At 42.2% G+C, this 14,078-nt stretch carries 14 protein-coding genes; 12 read left to right on the top strand and 2 right to left on the bottom strand.

Features of this window, described 5'->3' with window-relative positions; all coding sequences use genetic code 11:
• Window positions 1–15 precede the first annotated feature (15 nt).
• The 11 genes from HW560_RS30550 to HW560_RS34150 all read left to right on the top strand — a co-directional run bounded on the left by HW560_RS30550 (window position 16) and on the right by HW560_RS34150 (window position 12,342).
• Window positions 16–1,737, top strand: coding sequence for a helix-turn-helix domain-containing protein (locus tag HW560_RS30550; RefSeq protein ID WP_179265434.1), 1,722 nt, complete (start codon window positions 16–18; stop codon window positions 1,735–1,737).
• Window positions 1,738–2,332: 595 nt separating this feature from the next.
• The gene (locus tag HW560_RS30545; protein WP_257031540.1) at window positions 2,333–2,881 is read left to right on the top strand and encodes an oxidoreductase; all 549 of its coding nucleotides are present in this window, start codon (window positions 2,333–2,335) and stop codon (window positions 2,879–2,881) included.
• Between the two features lie 277 nt (window positions 2,882–3,158).
• Window positions 3,159–3,563, top strand: a complete 405-nt coding sequence (locus HW560_RS30540; RefSeq protein ID WP_179265433.1) for a hypothetical protein — start codon at window positions 3,159–3,161, stop codon at window positions 3,561–3,563.
• 430 nt (window positions 3,564–3,993) lie between these two features.
• A complete protein-coding gene (locus tag HW560_RS30535) occupies window positions 3,994–4,344 on the top strand; it encodes a hypothetical protein (protein ID WP_179265432.1) in 351 nt (116 codons plus the stop codon).
• Between the two features lie 94 nt (window positions 4,345–4,438).
• Window positions 4,439–7,645 carry an S-layer homology domain-containing protein gene (locus HW560_RS30530; RefSeq protein WP_179265431.1) on the top strand — a complete coding sequence of 1,069 codons (3,207 nt, stop codon included), beginning with the start codon at window positions 4,439–4,441 and terminating at the stop codon, window positions 7,643–7,645.
• Window positions 7,646–8,049: 404 nt separating this feature from the next.
• Window positions 8,050–8,358, top strand: coding sequence for a hypothetical protein (locus HW560_RS30525; RefSeq protein ID WP_179265430.1), 309 nt, complete (start codon window positions 8,050–8,052; stop codon window positions 8,356–8,358).
• A gap of 361 nt (window positions 8,359–8,719) precedes the next feature.
• The gene (locus tag HW560_RS30520; RefSeq protein WP_179265429.1) at window positions 8,720–10,519 is read left to right on the top strand and encodes a serine hydrolase domain-containing protein; all 1,800 of its coding nucleotides are present in this window, start codon (window positions 8,720–8,722) and stop codon (window positions 10,517–10,519) included.
• Window positions 10,520–10,648: 129 nt separating this feature from the next.
• On the top strand, window positions 10,649–10,942 hold the full coding sequence (locus HW560_RS30515; protein ID WP_090894742.1) for a hypothetical protein: 294 nt from the start codon (window positions 10,649–10,651) through the stop codon (window positions 10,940–10,942).
• Window positions 10,943–11,156: 214 nt separating this feature from the next.
• On the top strand, window positions 11,157–11,696 hold the full coding sequence (locus HW560_RS34160; RefSeq protein WP_257031539.1) for a phage integrase N-terminal SAM-like domain-containing protein: 540 nt from the start codon (window positions 11,157–11,159) through the stop codon (window positions 11,694–11,696).
• Window positions 11,697–11,731: 35 nt separating this feature from the next.
• Entirely contained in the window at window positions 11,732–12,091 is a 360-nt protein-coding gene (locus HW560_RS34155) for a tyrosine-type recombinase/integrase (protein ID WP_257031538.1), read from the top strand.
• 35 nt (window positions 12,092–12,126) lie between these two features.
• Window positions 12,127–12,342 carry a tyrosine-type recombinase/integrase gene (locus tag HW560_RS34150; protein ID WP_257031537.1) on the top strand — a complete coding sequence of 72 codons (216 nt, stop codon included), beginning with the start codon at window positions 12,127–12,129 and terminating at the stop codon, window positions 12,340–12,342.
• A gap of 85 nt (window positions 12,343–12,427) precedes the next feature.
• Here HW560_RS34150 and HW560_RS30505 read toward each other — a convergent pair whose 3' ends face one another.
• On the bottom strand, window positions 12,428–12,814 hold the full coding sequence (locus tag HW560_RS30505; RefSeq protein ID WP_091002191.1) for a pepsin/retropepsin-like aspartic protease family protein: 387 nt from the start codon (window positions 12,812–12,814) through the stop codon (window positions 12,428–12,430).
• A complete protein-coding gene (locus HW560_RS30500; RefSeq protein WP_091002190.1) occupies window positions 12,811–13,071 on the bottom strand; it encodes a hypothetical protein in 261 nt (86 codons plus the stop codon). Before HW560_RS30500 ends, HW560_RS30505 begins: the two co-directional genes overlap by 4 nt.
• 228 nt (window positions 13,072–13,299) lie before the next feature.
• Between HW560_RS30500 and HW560_RS30495 the strand changes: the two genes are divergently transcribed.
• Entirely contained in the window at window positions 13,300–14,007 is a 708-nt protein-coding gene (locus HW560_RS30495; protein ID WP_179265428.1) for a hypothetical protein, read from the top strand.
• Window positions 14,008–14,078: the final 71 nt, after the last annotated feature.

Below are 14,078 nucleotides of genomic sequence, written 5' to 3'. Positions count from 1 at the left end.
CAGGAGATGAGAGAAATGCCGCTGCAAGAACAGACAAGTCTATGGAGTGATACGACGATCAAGATGCTTGACGGGTATAGCGGTACTTTGCAGACAGGCAGTGTTCTTAGCGAAACTCAATTAACTTCAAATGTGCTGCTGCTGGCATGCGGAGGGGAAGGGGAGCTTGCAATGAATGGTGAGGTTTGCCACATTGGAGCTTCTTTTGCCTGTCATGTGGTGGAGGGCACATCCTTCACGCTGACCGCCAGATCAGACGAACTTTATTATATCGTGATCATGTACAAGGCTTCTTCCATGGAAGGAGCCTCTCATGTTATACCCTCGTATCGCAAACACCCACTGCAAACTTCGTTTATTCAGAACCCTGTGACTCAAGCGGAATGGATCGAGAATGCGGAAAAAATCGTTGCCAAATGGCGCCGCGGCGAAGGGCTGGAACGTTTTTATGCCAATGCGTTGCTCCAGGTGATGATCTACGAACTGATCATGGAGTATGAATGTGGTCAAGGCGGAGCAGAGTCCGACATGGTGGATGTTGTCGTGTCATATATATCATCGCATTATCGTCAGAATCTGGAGCTGAAAGAGCTGGCAGCCCTTGCCGGATGCAGTGTAAGACAGCTGCAGCGACGATTCAAACAGGAGAAAGAGCTCGGACCAATGGAATACGTCATTCAGCTGCGCATGGAGAGTGCCTCGCGAATACTGCGTCATACGGATGTTTCTATCGGCGAAATTGCTGATAAAATGGGCTATCGCGACATGTATTATTTCAGCAGGGCGTTTAAGAAATATTATGGAATCCCACCACTGCATTACCGGCTTGCCGCCGCTTCGAAAACGGATGCAGACTATGTTCATTCCTTGCTGGGGAATCGTGTAGCTTCTTCGTATGAGTCGGCCCAAGGGCCTGTGATCTGCCATATGCGAGGGGAATATCTTGTCACCGAGTCACCACAGCGTATCGCTGTACTTGATGTCCAGTATGCCGATCATTTGCTTGCGCTTGGGTTGTCTCCAGCGGGAAGTGTAGGAGTAGGAAGTGCAACGTTCCATTTCCCGCAATATATCAGGGCAGGACTTCAGGCTACCGAATTGCTCGGAACGTATGAGTACCCTGATCTGCTTGCAGTGGAACGACTGTCTCCAGATCTGATTATTTGCACCGAGGTGCATGATCAGCACGTTGAACGTCTAAGCCGGATCGCTCCGGTTCTTATGTTTAAGCGTAATGAGAGCTGGCAGACCATTCTAAGCTTGTTCGGTGAACTAACTGGTAAGCGGGCAGAGGCAAAGCGGATACTTGCGGATTATCATCGACGAACCGCATTGCTGTCCGAAGAACTTGCTCCCGTGCTGGCAGGTAAGAGCGTGGCGCTGATTCGTCCGCTTGATTCTCTGGTTCGCGTACATTCTGCCTCGCATCGTACAGGTGCTGTGCTGTACCGTGACCTAGGTTTACCTGTTCCATTATTTGTGGCAGATACCTCCGACACGGCTTATCATATTTCAGTTGACAGACTACCGGCTGTACATGCCAGCCACTACTTTTTGCTTAGCAATGAGATCATGCAGGAGGGCATATCCGCGACAGAGCAGCGTGTCTGGAAGATGCTCGATACGGATGAGCGACAGCAAATACACTCCGTAGATGCCGCGACATGGATCGGTTGTTATGGACCAACAGGCATCAATGGCATTGTGGATCAGGTCGCTCAGGCGTTGTTGGCTTAAGCAGGCGGTTGCTGGCGCTAACCGCTTGCAGCGAAAGGCCGTACGCTGCTGGTCGTGGCACCAGCAGCGTGAAGGGCAGCGGGGCATATTACATGCTGCTGGTACATGTGCTGTTGCCAGGTAGGGCGGGCGGCTTGGGGTGAGCGCCGCGATCATTGACGCGGTGCATCCTTTGTGAGGTGCTGGCCGAATTGGGCGCAGCACCTCCCTCTTGATGCGGCTTGCCATTGCACAAGCCGCGATACGCTCTACCTTTTATAAAGTTGATATGTTCCAAAAGCACCGGAAGGTCGTCGGATTCTCTATGGGATGAAGAAGGGCCTTTTTGTTTTATTACTATAATGAAAGGTTCCACTGCATACTCGCATCCTGTACAACCTTGCATATATTCAGCATTCAAAGCCTATTGGATCATCTGGATAAGGGTTTAAGAAAACTAATAAATCTCCCCTATTCGCCAATTTGCCTGCGCAATTGTAACAATATGGGTTATCATATACCTAGTTCAGGCACTAGTAGATGGGATATGTTGTATTTGTGAAATACAAAAATTAGATATTATATGAATTCAATGACATGATTACGAGGTGATTTAATGAGAAAAAATATTGCAATAATCATACTAATGGTTGGATTGATAATAAGCATGTACTTCAACTATCAATTCAAAGCGTACAAAGACAATCAAGAAGTTGATTACGCGGTTAAACTAAATCATGGAACTCAAATTGGTATAAAAGAATCAATCCAGAATTTAGATTATGTGATAAAGAGCTTAGAAGACAATTCTTCGAAGGAAACAGTCATATACACATTAGGGAATCTGGCGGTATCTTTGAAAGTGGGTGAAGAATCATTCATCTTTCTGGATTCCGATTTCAAAGAAGATCAATTATCATCAACCGATTTAATCTATAATGTGTTTAGAGATATGTATTGGTATATAAGAGCAGATATCATAGACGACATTTTATCAAATAAGGTGTCGCTAGAAAAAGAATCGAGAAATCAACTTATTCAGGATATAGGAGTGCTTAAACAAGATTTAGAGTATATTGATAGTCAATTTAACGAGGATATTCTGAAAGAACAAAGTCCTAAGTGGATTGAAAACAAATGGAAAGAGTTAATTGGAGAGTTGTAAATAGGAATAAGGGTTTTAAGTTATATGAAGGAATTAAAATGAAGTACAATCTATAAGTAGTAGTTTGCGGAAGGCAATTGACATCTAGATAACAACATATCTACGCCGTTGCATTCGCTTCTTGGTCTGTTGAGGATATTCGAAGAAGTAAAGTTGCTAGGTGACCCCTGCACTACCTTACCGCATCGCGGCAAGTTGCTGCAATCTTTAAGGTAGTGAGGGTTTGTAGATACACGAACGTTATTTGAAATACCACAAAACCTAATAAGGAGAAGCTATGAACGAAAAAGCTAAAGGCAAATTAAAAAAGCAATTTCTATTCATCGTTCTATTTATTTTTATAATCGTAATTCAAGTAACTACCAATAACTTAGCATATCATCCTCCTGCATGGACAACTGCGTTATCAATTTTTTGCTTTATTATATTTTGTATACTTGGCCTTGTAACATACCTTGATCTCAAGAAACAAGAGCAGTTCAACACAATTGGACAAATAGTAGATGTGAATAATAACATCGTAATAGTCAAAGGATTGGGACGAGGTAATACCAAAATTAAAATAAATGATAGTCACATCGTGAATATGATGCAGCCAAATGAACTGATTGAAATAACGAGATTAAAATATTCAAAAATGATAACGAAAATAGTATATAAAGACCAAGAGATCTATCCTTGAATTAGCATTGAAGAAGTGTGATATTTTACATAAAAACAGAGGATATATCTTCATACACAAGCATGATGGATATATATTACACTTAGTAGTAATTTTGTTGAATTATTGATGATGAGGATAGGGACAGCATATACACTCGGTTGATGCGGTGAAGGGGAGATAGTAAGAGTTTACAACAGTGATTTCAAGATGCTAACAATAGCACTTTATAAATAGATAAATAGGTTGAAAGTTCTAAAAAATAGTTCTTTAAGCACAGGAAATCTCTTCGATAATGTCACAAAATGGGTTATTATGTACCATGTAAAGGAGATATAGTATCCATTGAATATAAGAACATATTAAATTAATTAGTTATTGTCTAAAGTTCAGAACTCTGACTATTCATTTACAAAATCAGGTTTAATTTAAAATTGAAGATGGAAGTAGATTGGGCACAACTTTAAATAGTAATGATTGCAAGAGAACATTGAATAAAGATGCAGAAATGCTATCGTTCTGGAACGGGATTATTGATTATTCAAATTCCAATGTACAGTTTTGTGGGGGAGTTGAAGACAGCGGCTCATACGTGCAAGCCCTTTGTACAGCAAGCTGTGGTGCGGCAGACGAGGGTCTAGGAAATGATGAGACAACGCATCGCTATACAGCTTATGGAACTGAAAGATCCGTCCGCAGCGAGCACCCAACCGATGAGAAGATAGAGCTGGATGCAATAAGCAGAAAAACGGAACTTAACGCTTTCCCCCGGATAGACCACGTATTGCTTCGGCAAGATTGATTTTTCAAGTAAATCTAAAGGTCTGATCTCTTTTTCACGGAGCATATTACTCTAGAAATTCAGGATTAAATCTAAATGATAGGGGAAGTATTCAATGAAGAAATTATTACGTAAATTGATGGTCCTGCTTACCATCGCATTAACCTTCCAGACGGGACTGGGGAATTATATCACGCCGATGTCCTTTGCAGCCGCGGGTCCTGTATTGTCTGTAACTGGAGGTTCGGCTTCATTCGTGGCTGGAGATAATTCGTCCTCAACTCCGGTCGCTATCGACTCCGGCATAACGGTAACCGCGGATAGCAGCACTACCCTTGAAAGCGCAATAGTGGCGATTACAGGCAATTTTCATGCTGGAGAAGATGTACTGAGTTACATCAATGACGGGCTGACCATGGGGAATATTACAGCCAGTTATAATGCATCTACTGGCGTGCTGACGTTGACATCCGCGGGCGCCATTGCAACGTTGGCGCAGTGGCAAGCCGCTTTGAGATCAATTACTTATACAGATACAGCGATCACGCCAATTACGGCGACGCGTACGGTTAGCTTCACGGTGACGGACGGCGTCAATACAAGTAGTACGGCGACACGAACTGTAACGGTGACGGATACCGACCAGACACCAATTGTGACCACGAGCGGTGGGTCGACCCATTACATTTCTGGGAATAGTACAACTTCGACTCCGGTCGCTATTGACGGTGGTCTGACGGTATCAGACATGGACAATACAACATTGGCTAGCGCAACGGTTAGCATCACGAGCCACTTCGACGTGGGAAAAGATGTGCTGGCTTACACCAATGATGGGACGACCATGGGAAATATTACGGCGAGTTATGATGCTCTCACTGGCGTGCTGACGCTGACGTCCGCAGGTGCAACCGCAACGTTGGCGCAGTGGCAAAGTGTGTTGAGGGGAATTACGTTCTCGAGCACGAGCGACACGCCAGGGCAACGCATCATTAGCTACGCTGTAAGCGACGGAATGAAGACCAGCGCTGCTGCTACACATACAGTGGAAGTAACTGTGATCGTGCCTCTGAGTCTGACCACAAGCAACGGTTCGGCTTCGTTCGTGGCTGGAGATAACCAGATATCGAATCCGGTCGCTATCGATTCCGGCATAACGGTAACCGCGGATAGCAGCACTACCCTTGAAAGCGCAATAGTGGCGATTACAGGCAATTTTCATGCTGGAGAAGATGTACTGTCCTTCACTAATAAAGGGCCCAGCATGGGAGATATTACAGCCAGTTATAATTCATCTACTGGGGTGCTGACGCTGACATCAGCGAGCAGCACTGCAACGTTCGCGCAGTGGCAAGCCGCGTTGAGATCAATAACTTATATAAATACAGCGATCACGCCTAATACGGCGACGCGTACGGTTAGCTTCACGGTGACGGACGGCGTCAATACAAGTAGTACGGCGACACGAACTGTAACGGTGACGGATACCGACCAGACACCAATTGTGACTACGAGCGGTGGGTCGACCCATTACATTTCTGGGAATAGTACAACTTCGACTCCGGTCGCTATTGACGGTGGTCTGACGGTATCAGACCTGGACAATACGACATTGAGCAGCGCAACGGTTAGCATCACGAGCCATTTCGAAGCGGGAAAAGATGTACTGGGTTACACCAATGATGGGGCGACTATGGGAAATATTACGGCGAGTTATGATGCTCTCACTGGCGTGCTGACGCTGACGTCTACAGGTGCAACTGCAATGTTGGCGCAGTGGCAGAGTGCGTTGAGGGGAATTACGTTCTCGAGCACGAGCGCAACGCCAGGGCAACGCATCATTAGCTACGCTGTAAGCGACGGAATGAAGACCAGCGCTGCTGCTACACATACAGTGGAAGTAACTGTGATCGTGCCACCCAGTCTGACCACAAGCAGCGGTTCGACTTCATTCTTGGCTGGAGATAACGTGATCTCGACACCGGTCGCTATCGATTCCGGTATAACGGTAACCGCAGATAGCAGCACTACCCTTGAAAGCGCAACAGTGGCAGTCACAGGCAATTTTCATGCTGGAGAAGATGTACTCAGTTTCATCAATGATGGGCTGACCATGGGAAATATTACAGCCAGTTATAATGCAGTTACTGGTGTGCTGACGCTGACATCCGCGGGCGGAACTGCGACGTTGGCGCAGTGGCAAGCCGCTTTGCACGCAGTTACTTACAATAATACAGCCATTACTCCTATTACGACGACGCGCACGATCAGCTTCACCGTAAGCGATGGTACCAATAATAGCAGCAGCGCAACAAAGAGCGTTACCTTGCATGCATTAAGCAGTTTAAAGGCCACTTCGAATACGTTAAGCGTACCGACCGGGCAGACGGCATCCGTAGCGATTACAGCTATTTTTTCAAATCAGGCGCATATAGATGTGACCTCATCGGTAACCTGGACTGTTCGGAATCCGGCAATCGCTAATGTTACCAGCGGGAGGGTTACAGGTAAGACGCCGGGCAGTACTGTCGTAAGTGCTGTCTATGGAACCCAATCGGTAGATATAAACGTAACAGTAACCGGCACGCCAGTTTCGGGGTCAGAATCTTCTTCGAGTAGTTCAACCAATACAAGCAACTCAATCAATACGGACACCCCGGCCGAATCGAACCCTTCAACGCCGCCTGCTCAGGAGACCAAGACTTTTTACGCTCTTGTTGAAATTGATCGGCTCGCAGCTTATATACAAGATGCATTGGGCGGAAACTCTGTAACGTTCCAGGACGCGGCGTCCCATTGGGCTTCCAAAGATATTTTGTCGGCCGCCAAGCTAGGTATAATTAACGGCTATCCAGACGGCAGATTCAGACCGGATGCTTCTATCACGAGAGCAGAGTTTAGCACACTTCTCGTCAAAGCATTTGCCTTACGTTCAGGAAGCGGAACGATTGAGTTACGGGATATTCAGACTTCCTGGGCTCGAGACTCTATAGAAATTCTTGCTTCCAATGGAGTGATCAACGGTTACTCTGACGGAACGTTCCACGCTGATCACAGGATTACTCGAGCCGAGTTGGTTTCCATGATTTCGAAAATCCTGATTTTTCAGAACATTCAACCTGGCGATGCCGCAACATTCGTTGATGTAGCACCCCAGCATTGGGCTAAGGAGATCATTGAATTGGCAGCTAAGGCCGGAATTATCGAGGGGAAGGGCCAGAATCGGTTTGAACCGGACGCTAACCTCACGAGGGCGGAAGCCTTAACGGTTATAATGCACATGCTGAGAGAGAATCCAGCGATAAATAAATTGCTGGGTTAACCATGAAATAGCTTATAGCTTTTAAATTTGAGCAGATGTAAGACAAAGATTTGTCCCCCTCATTGTAGCAGGTATATAGAGAAAACCTGCTACAGTGAGGGGGCATTTTTATGTGTACAGATTTCCAAAAAGGACTATCAAGTTAGACAGAATGAGATTTTAATAAAAATCTAACCAGATTATGCTTAATGGATTGCTTTGGAAAGCCAAAATGGTGCGCCCTGGGAGGATTTCCTTAAACGGTTGGGTTCGTAGATATACGAACGTTACAAAAATGATAACGAAAATAGTATATAAAATCCAAGAGATCTATCCTTGAATTAGTAATCGAAGAAGTGTAATACTTTCCATAAAAATAGAGGATATATCTTCATATACCTCCAATGTAGAAGGAGAGAATGTAAATGAACAACATAAATTCTCATCATTGCAACCTAAATATAAGGTATGATCTGCCTGATGAGGTGTGGGATAAAGTTTCTAAAGTATATGAGAATATGCCAGGGTGGATGGGTTATAAAAGTGGAATTCCATATTGGTTTGGTACTGAAGAGGATGATGTCTTCATTGAAGCATCCGTTGAGCCTAGTGGATTATCATTTTATGCACAGATGAATAATGATGATTGGACTTCTTGGATAGAAGCATTTAAATTGAAAGCGTCAAAAATATTAGGTTTTGATGTTGGTGAACCTGAAGATGGATATATGTGATAAATGAAGGATATTTATAAAAAATAATAATGCGAGTAAAGTCGTTCGTTGCAATGGATCATTTTAATGTTATGTTGATCCGGATGCTAACAACGAAGGAATAATCACATTACATATCGTTTCTGAGGAGAAGAATTCGAAGGCTGGACCAAAGAATATATAGGATACAGAAGAGTATTAACACCGAAATGGAGCGATGAGATCATCACGCCCAAATTAATAGATGAAATTCTTTGACCTCTATCCTGAATGGAGTGTAATTGCATTTAAAAAAAATTTAGATTCATGTGGACTTTTTTGAAAACGCATACGTGAAAACAAGAGTATGTAAATATCATTTAAAATAAAAGGAGAGAAGCTAATGCAGATGAGTCGTGGATATCACACTGTAAACAAAGTAATCGCTTGTATTCTGTCATTCATATTTATCATTATGGCAATAGCGGCACCTGTCCACGCTGAAGAAGAACAGGTTGAGACTACACCATCCAGGATTCCTTTATCCAAGTTAGAGGAAACGATTGATGCTTATGTTGCCTCGTATGAGAAGTATACCGCTGCTGTCTCGGTTGTGGCTATCAAAGACGGAAAAACCATTGTGAATAAGGCATATGGTTACGCGGATATGGAGAATCAGCGAAAGGCGGATACATCTACGGTTTTTGAATGGGCTTCGATCTCTAAGCTGTTGGTCTATACGAGTGTGATGCAGCTTGTCGAGCAAGGAAAGCTTGATTTGGAGGCGGATATCCAAGAATATCTACCAGAGGGATTTTTCAAAAAGCTGAAATACGATGAACCGATTACCCTAATGAACCTGATGCATCACAATGCGGGTTGGGAAGATCAAACAGCGTCCGAAGTGTATTATTACGAAGAGAATGAAAATGTTGATTTGGGAGAAACGTTGCGTGAAAATGAGCCGAAACAGATATATAAGCCGAATAGCGTCGTCGGTTATTCAAACTATAGCGTTGGATTAGCCGGTTACATTGTGGAATTGGTAAGTGGCCAACCTTATTATGAATATGTTAATCAACATATTTTTGAACCTCTTCATATGAACGACACTACGGTTCATCCAACGGGGCAAAATCGTCCAGACCTAGTGCAAAGAAGGAATGAGATCGAAGGGTATACGAAAGATTTGAAACGGATCCCTGAGAACAGAGTATTCGTAACGTTCTATCCTACAGGGGCAGCGATCGGGACAGCAGAAGATTTAGGGAAATTCCTTGCAGCGCTGATGCCTGTTGATGATAGCCATGTATTATTTGCAAAGAGGGATACGTTAGACGAAATGTTGTCAACAAGTCTATATTATGATGAGACTTCTATTCCGCGATTTGCGCACGGGTTCGTTGAGATGGAATACGTGGTGCCTACGCTGATGCATGAGGGGAATTTAAAAGGATTTTCAAGTAAAGTTGTCTTTGATCCAGCATCCAAATTTGGGATGGTGGTCATGACAAACATTGCGTTTGAGGAAATCTATTATTATGGACTTATTAGCAAAATCTTTGGTAATAGTACATACGTTAGTTCCGTTACTTCTGAAGGTGGGGGATATTTTCAATCCGCACGACGGGCTTCTTCTAGATTTACTGATTTATTCAGGCAGCTTGATATAACCAAATTTTCAAAAGCGGAGTTAAGTAGTCTGTATAATGTTGTCGAGCATAATGGGGTTGTTGAGAAAATTTCCTACACTCCTTACATGGATTACTTGCCTGTATCGAATTTGAAGGTGAACTTGATTGTAATATCTTTTATTCCTGTTGCGCTAGCCATCATTTTCAGTTTAAGTGTGTTGATCGGCTATTTAATCCGGATGCTTTTTTACAAACGAAATAAACGGGGAAATCATCCAACCCATTTTGTTAAATATTATCTTGCCATTAATTTTGCAGGTGCGGTACTTCCTCTTAACCTTTTCATCATACACACGAGACTCCCAAGTTATCCCACTCATTCTTCGCTACGGATCAATTTATTGTTTAATTTACTTTATGTGGTTCTAGCAGTGGCGTATCTTGGCTTGCTTATGTTCAAACTTCGGAAGAGCAGTTACAGCAAAAAGCAAAAGCTGATGTACATCATGTCTGGCATCTCGGCTTTCATCTTGGCTGCTTTTATTCTGGGATGGAATTTGTATGTTTAGAAGGGCAGAAGCTAAATGGATAACTTAAGCATATTGATAGATGCCATGGTTAGACTTCGTAATTCCGATCTTAGGGTGCGAGATGTCAAAGGTGAGCTATTCATAGATTAGGGATAAGGTGGTCAAAGAATGGAAACTAAAATTTTGTTTGGAGTTGGTTTAGTCTTTGAAACACCTGAATTCGGAATCATCGTTATGGGGGCCAATGAAGAGTTGGATGAACTTCTTCCGTCAACAATCAAAGAGATGATCGGTGACCAGATTATCATCAAAAAAACGGATGGGGAGGAGCAAATACTTGAAGTTGTCTCTACTCAAATTAACCATTCTATATCCGGCAAGAAGAATATCGGTATATGTTTGGGGAAAGGGATTTCCCCAGACGAAGTACCAGCTGGTTCAATCGTCTACTGTTATCGATGAGGACAAATTGATCAGTAGGTATGCTTTGTTGAAGCTACATGGAGTGGCAATTTTTTATTGCACTGGCTGTGCCCATCTTTACTTTTAAACATCATAAATGTTCCGAAAGCATCGGAAGGTTATCTGATTCCCTATATGGGATGTAGAGATCCTTCTTTTTTTATTTTTCAAAATTGCTGAGAAAGACATAGACTCAAACAAAGGAGAGTTTCCTATGAACGATGATACTACAACCGAAGAGACGATCACCATAACTAAAGGTTCTACTCATTCATTGCATATTCGTTGTCCCTATAACCATGCATATATTCAGCGCATTCGCCAGATTACGGACAGAAAGTGGGAACCCAAACAGAAAATGTGGATCATACCCTACACTATTGCGGCCATCCAGGAGTTTACGAGCCAGTTTGATCCAGATGAAGTTCAGATTACCCCGGAGTTGTGGGTTGACAATGAAGAACTGCAGCAATGGAAAGCTAATAGGGGAAACAAGCAGTGGAGCAAAGAACCGTTACAGAAGGCACTAAAGTTACGAGGATATAGTCGCAAAACGATCAAAGCGTATTATAAACAGGTCGAGCGTTTTCTAAGCAGCCTTAGCCTTAAAAATAAGGATGTCACTACTTCCAATATTCAGATGTATTGTTTAGGTTTGCTGGAGCGAGGAATTTCCCATTCAAGCGTGAATCAGACCATTAGCGCGCTCCGCTTCTATTGCAAACATGTGCTCCATCACCCCATGGATCTCTAGTATATTCGTCCCAAGAAGCAGACCAAGCTTCATAAGTGTTGTCCGAAAAGGAAGTAGTTGCTCAATTACTCAAATCCGTAACCAACCCTAAACATAAGGCCATATTGTTTGTGACCTATTCTTCCAGGCTTCGTGTAGGTAAAGTTATGCGTCTGCGTTGCAGTGATCTGGATATTGAAAGGAAAACACTACTTGTGAGACAGGGGAAGGGGCAAAAGGATCGGAGGACACTTCTTTCAAATCTCGCCTGGGATATCGTGCAGGAATACATAGATGAATACAGACCCAATCGTTGGCTGTTTCCGGGGCAATCTTCTGATCGACATCTTACTGAGCGGAGCGTGCAGAAGTTGTTTGAAGATGCAAGACGACGTGCTGGAATTGTGAAAAGGTAAGTATTCAGGCTCTGAGACACTCCTTCGCCACTCATTTGCTGGAAAACGGGACAGATCTACGATACATTCAGGAGCTACTTAGTCATACGAGTGCACGAACAACTCAGCGATATACGCATGTTAGTACGAAAAATATTCAACGTATTCAGAGTCCATTGGATCGTATGGACATGGGAGATTTCCTCATTTATCTCCCTTTTTCACCAAATTTTTCTTCGCATATATCGCCTCATAGGTTATCATATACGTAGTTCAGATATCATACAGGATGTGTGGTATTTACGAAGTACATAAATTAGATGTTATACGAAAATTCTTGAAAAGAAAAAAGAGCAGTTAGGATTTCCTAACTACCATATCTTTAAAATCGATATTCAATTGCAAAGTCGATAAAAAATCAACACCTAAGATTCCATCAAAACCATAAGGTTCTTTTGTTTGTCCAAGCTGAATGACGAAATCATTTAATATATGGTGGTTTAAGGTCAACGAGTGAACGGGCTGTTGAAATGAAAGTTCACTTTGACCTCCAATTCCATACATTCGAACAGCACGACCTTGTATAGGATCAATGGTTAGGCCAGTAGGTTCGATTAAATCAATATCAAAGATGGTAGTTGCACATCCTGTATCCAATAATACATTGGGAAGCAAGACAGATTGATTTTGATAAGTGAATAAAACTTCAATAATAGGAAGGCCATTAACTAATCTTATTTTCATCGAAGACCTCTAATTCCAATGAATTCTTGTTCTTGAACTTCGATGTTCTCATTGGCGGTGTGAAAGATATAGTACTCACGTGAAGGTTCAGAAGAATGATGTTTTTTGTAAGCATCCCAAGCAAGCTTAGTATCTTTATAATCATTAATGACAGAGAATTCTTCAATATTACGCATGTTATTAGCTGAGTAGGCTGAAATTGCTTCAACAAGAACCCAACGATCAGGAAACTGAACTCTAGCCTCAGACCATTTCATATCCTTTCCTCCTTTGATTCTTTACTTTTAATTGTACGTAGAATAGAGGAGAAGGGCAATAAAGAAGTTTAAGTGTAGTCAAAGGCGTCTGAATCTTCGTATAACATAATATTCACGCTGCGGACATTCGTCCTTGGTCCGGCATTCGCCTGACACCCGACATACGTCGGGTCGTGAATACAGGAACGTTAGCTGAAATTAACTAAAAGCAGAATTAGGAGACAAAACATGGAAGACATATTTATACAATCTGCAAGTGAATTAAAAAAAATGTTCACAACTAATGATAATGGATTCAACCCACTACTTATAACACTATTGTCAGGTGGATTTGGTTCAATTATCACATTAGTGATAACCTATTTTATGACATTAAATCGGGATAAAAATCAGTATAAACAAAGCAATAGGACTTATATTGTGGCTGAAGAAATTGATAGTTTAGGTTCAAGATTAGAAGGCTATAACAATGTCCATGACAAGGATTTAAGGATTATTGAAACCGATAATTTCATTGAATTAGATCAATTAGTACGGGATGGAGTGGTTCAAGGGGAGTTATTGAATTATCTTAGATTGAGAAATCTAGGCCCAGCGATGGTTATACAGTGTAGTATTGCACTTGAGATAGAGAGCAATCAAACAATCAAGGAAATTAAAAAAGTTGTTCCTATTTTTTTGAGTGATCAAGAATTATTTATTTTTGCTCAATCTCTAGAAAACCATCCGCATCCTCAATTGCTTAAGAGAGCAACTGTTGTATATAAGACAATTGCAAATGAGGAAATAAAGTATGTGTATGATGTAAGACGCGAACAAGGTAAAACAATATGTAGAGAACAATATTACGTTAAATCTCACTTTGGATATAAACTGTTAAACATATCAGAAGTAGATAAAGTGAGCTGGATATTTATTAATCATTATAGAAATTAAACGAACATTAAATGATACTAGATTATCCAAAGAAGAGTTAACTCAAGCTACCATCATGTTCACGCATCGGG

The organism is Paenibacillus sp. E222 (genome assembly GCF_013401555.1).
Lineage (GTDB): Bacteria > Bacillota > Bacilli > Paenibacillales > Paenibacillaceae > Paenibacillus.
This window is presented reverse-complemented; position numbering and strand designations above follow the sequence as displayed.

Coding starts and splice junctions, on each gene's coding strand:
- HW560_RS30550 (WP_179265434.1), top strand. CDS start 16: ATGCCGCTGCAAGAACAGACAAGTCTATGGAGTGATACGACGATCAAG.
- HW560_RS30545 (WP_257031540.1), top strand. CDS start 2,333: ATGAGAAAAAATATTGCAATAATCATACTAATGGTTGGATTGATAATA.
- HW560_RS30540 (WP_179265433.1), top strand. CDS start 3,159: ATGAACGAAAAAGCTAAAGGCAAATTAAAAAAGCAATTTCTATTCATC.
- HW560_RS30530 (WP_179265431.1), top strand. CDS start 4,439: ATGAAGAAATTATTACGTAAATTGATGGTCCTGCTTACCATCGCATTA.
- HW560_RS30525 (WP_179265430.1), top strand. CDS start 8,050: ATGAACAACATAAATTCTCATCATTGCAACCTAAATATAAGGTATGAT.
- HW560_RS30520 (WP_179265429.1), top strand. CDS start 8,720: ATGCAGATGAGTCGTGGATATCACACTGTAAACAAAGTAATCGCTTGT.
- HW560_RS30515 (WP_090894742.1), top strand. CDS start 10,649: ATGGAAACTAAAATTTTGTTTGGAGTTGGTTTAGTCTTTGAAACACCT.
- HW560_RS34160 (WP_257031539.1), top strand. CDS start 11,157: ATGAACGATGATACTACAACCGAAGAGACGATCACCATAACTAAAGGT.
- HW560_RS30505 (WP_091002191.1), bottom strand. CDS start 12,814: ATGAAAATAAGATTAGTTAATGGCCTTCCTATTATTGAAGTTTTATTC.
- HW560_RS30500 (WP_091002190.1), bottom strand. CDS start 13,071: ATGAAATGGTCTGAGGCTAGAGTTCAGTTTCCTGATCGTTGGGTTCTT.
- HW560_RS30495 (WP_179265428.1), top strand. CDS start 13,300: ATGGAAGACATATTTATACAATCTGCAAGTGAATTAAAAAAAATGTTC.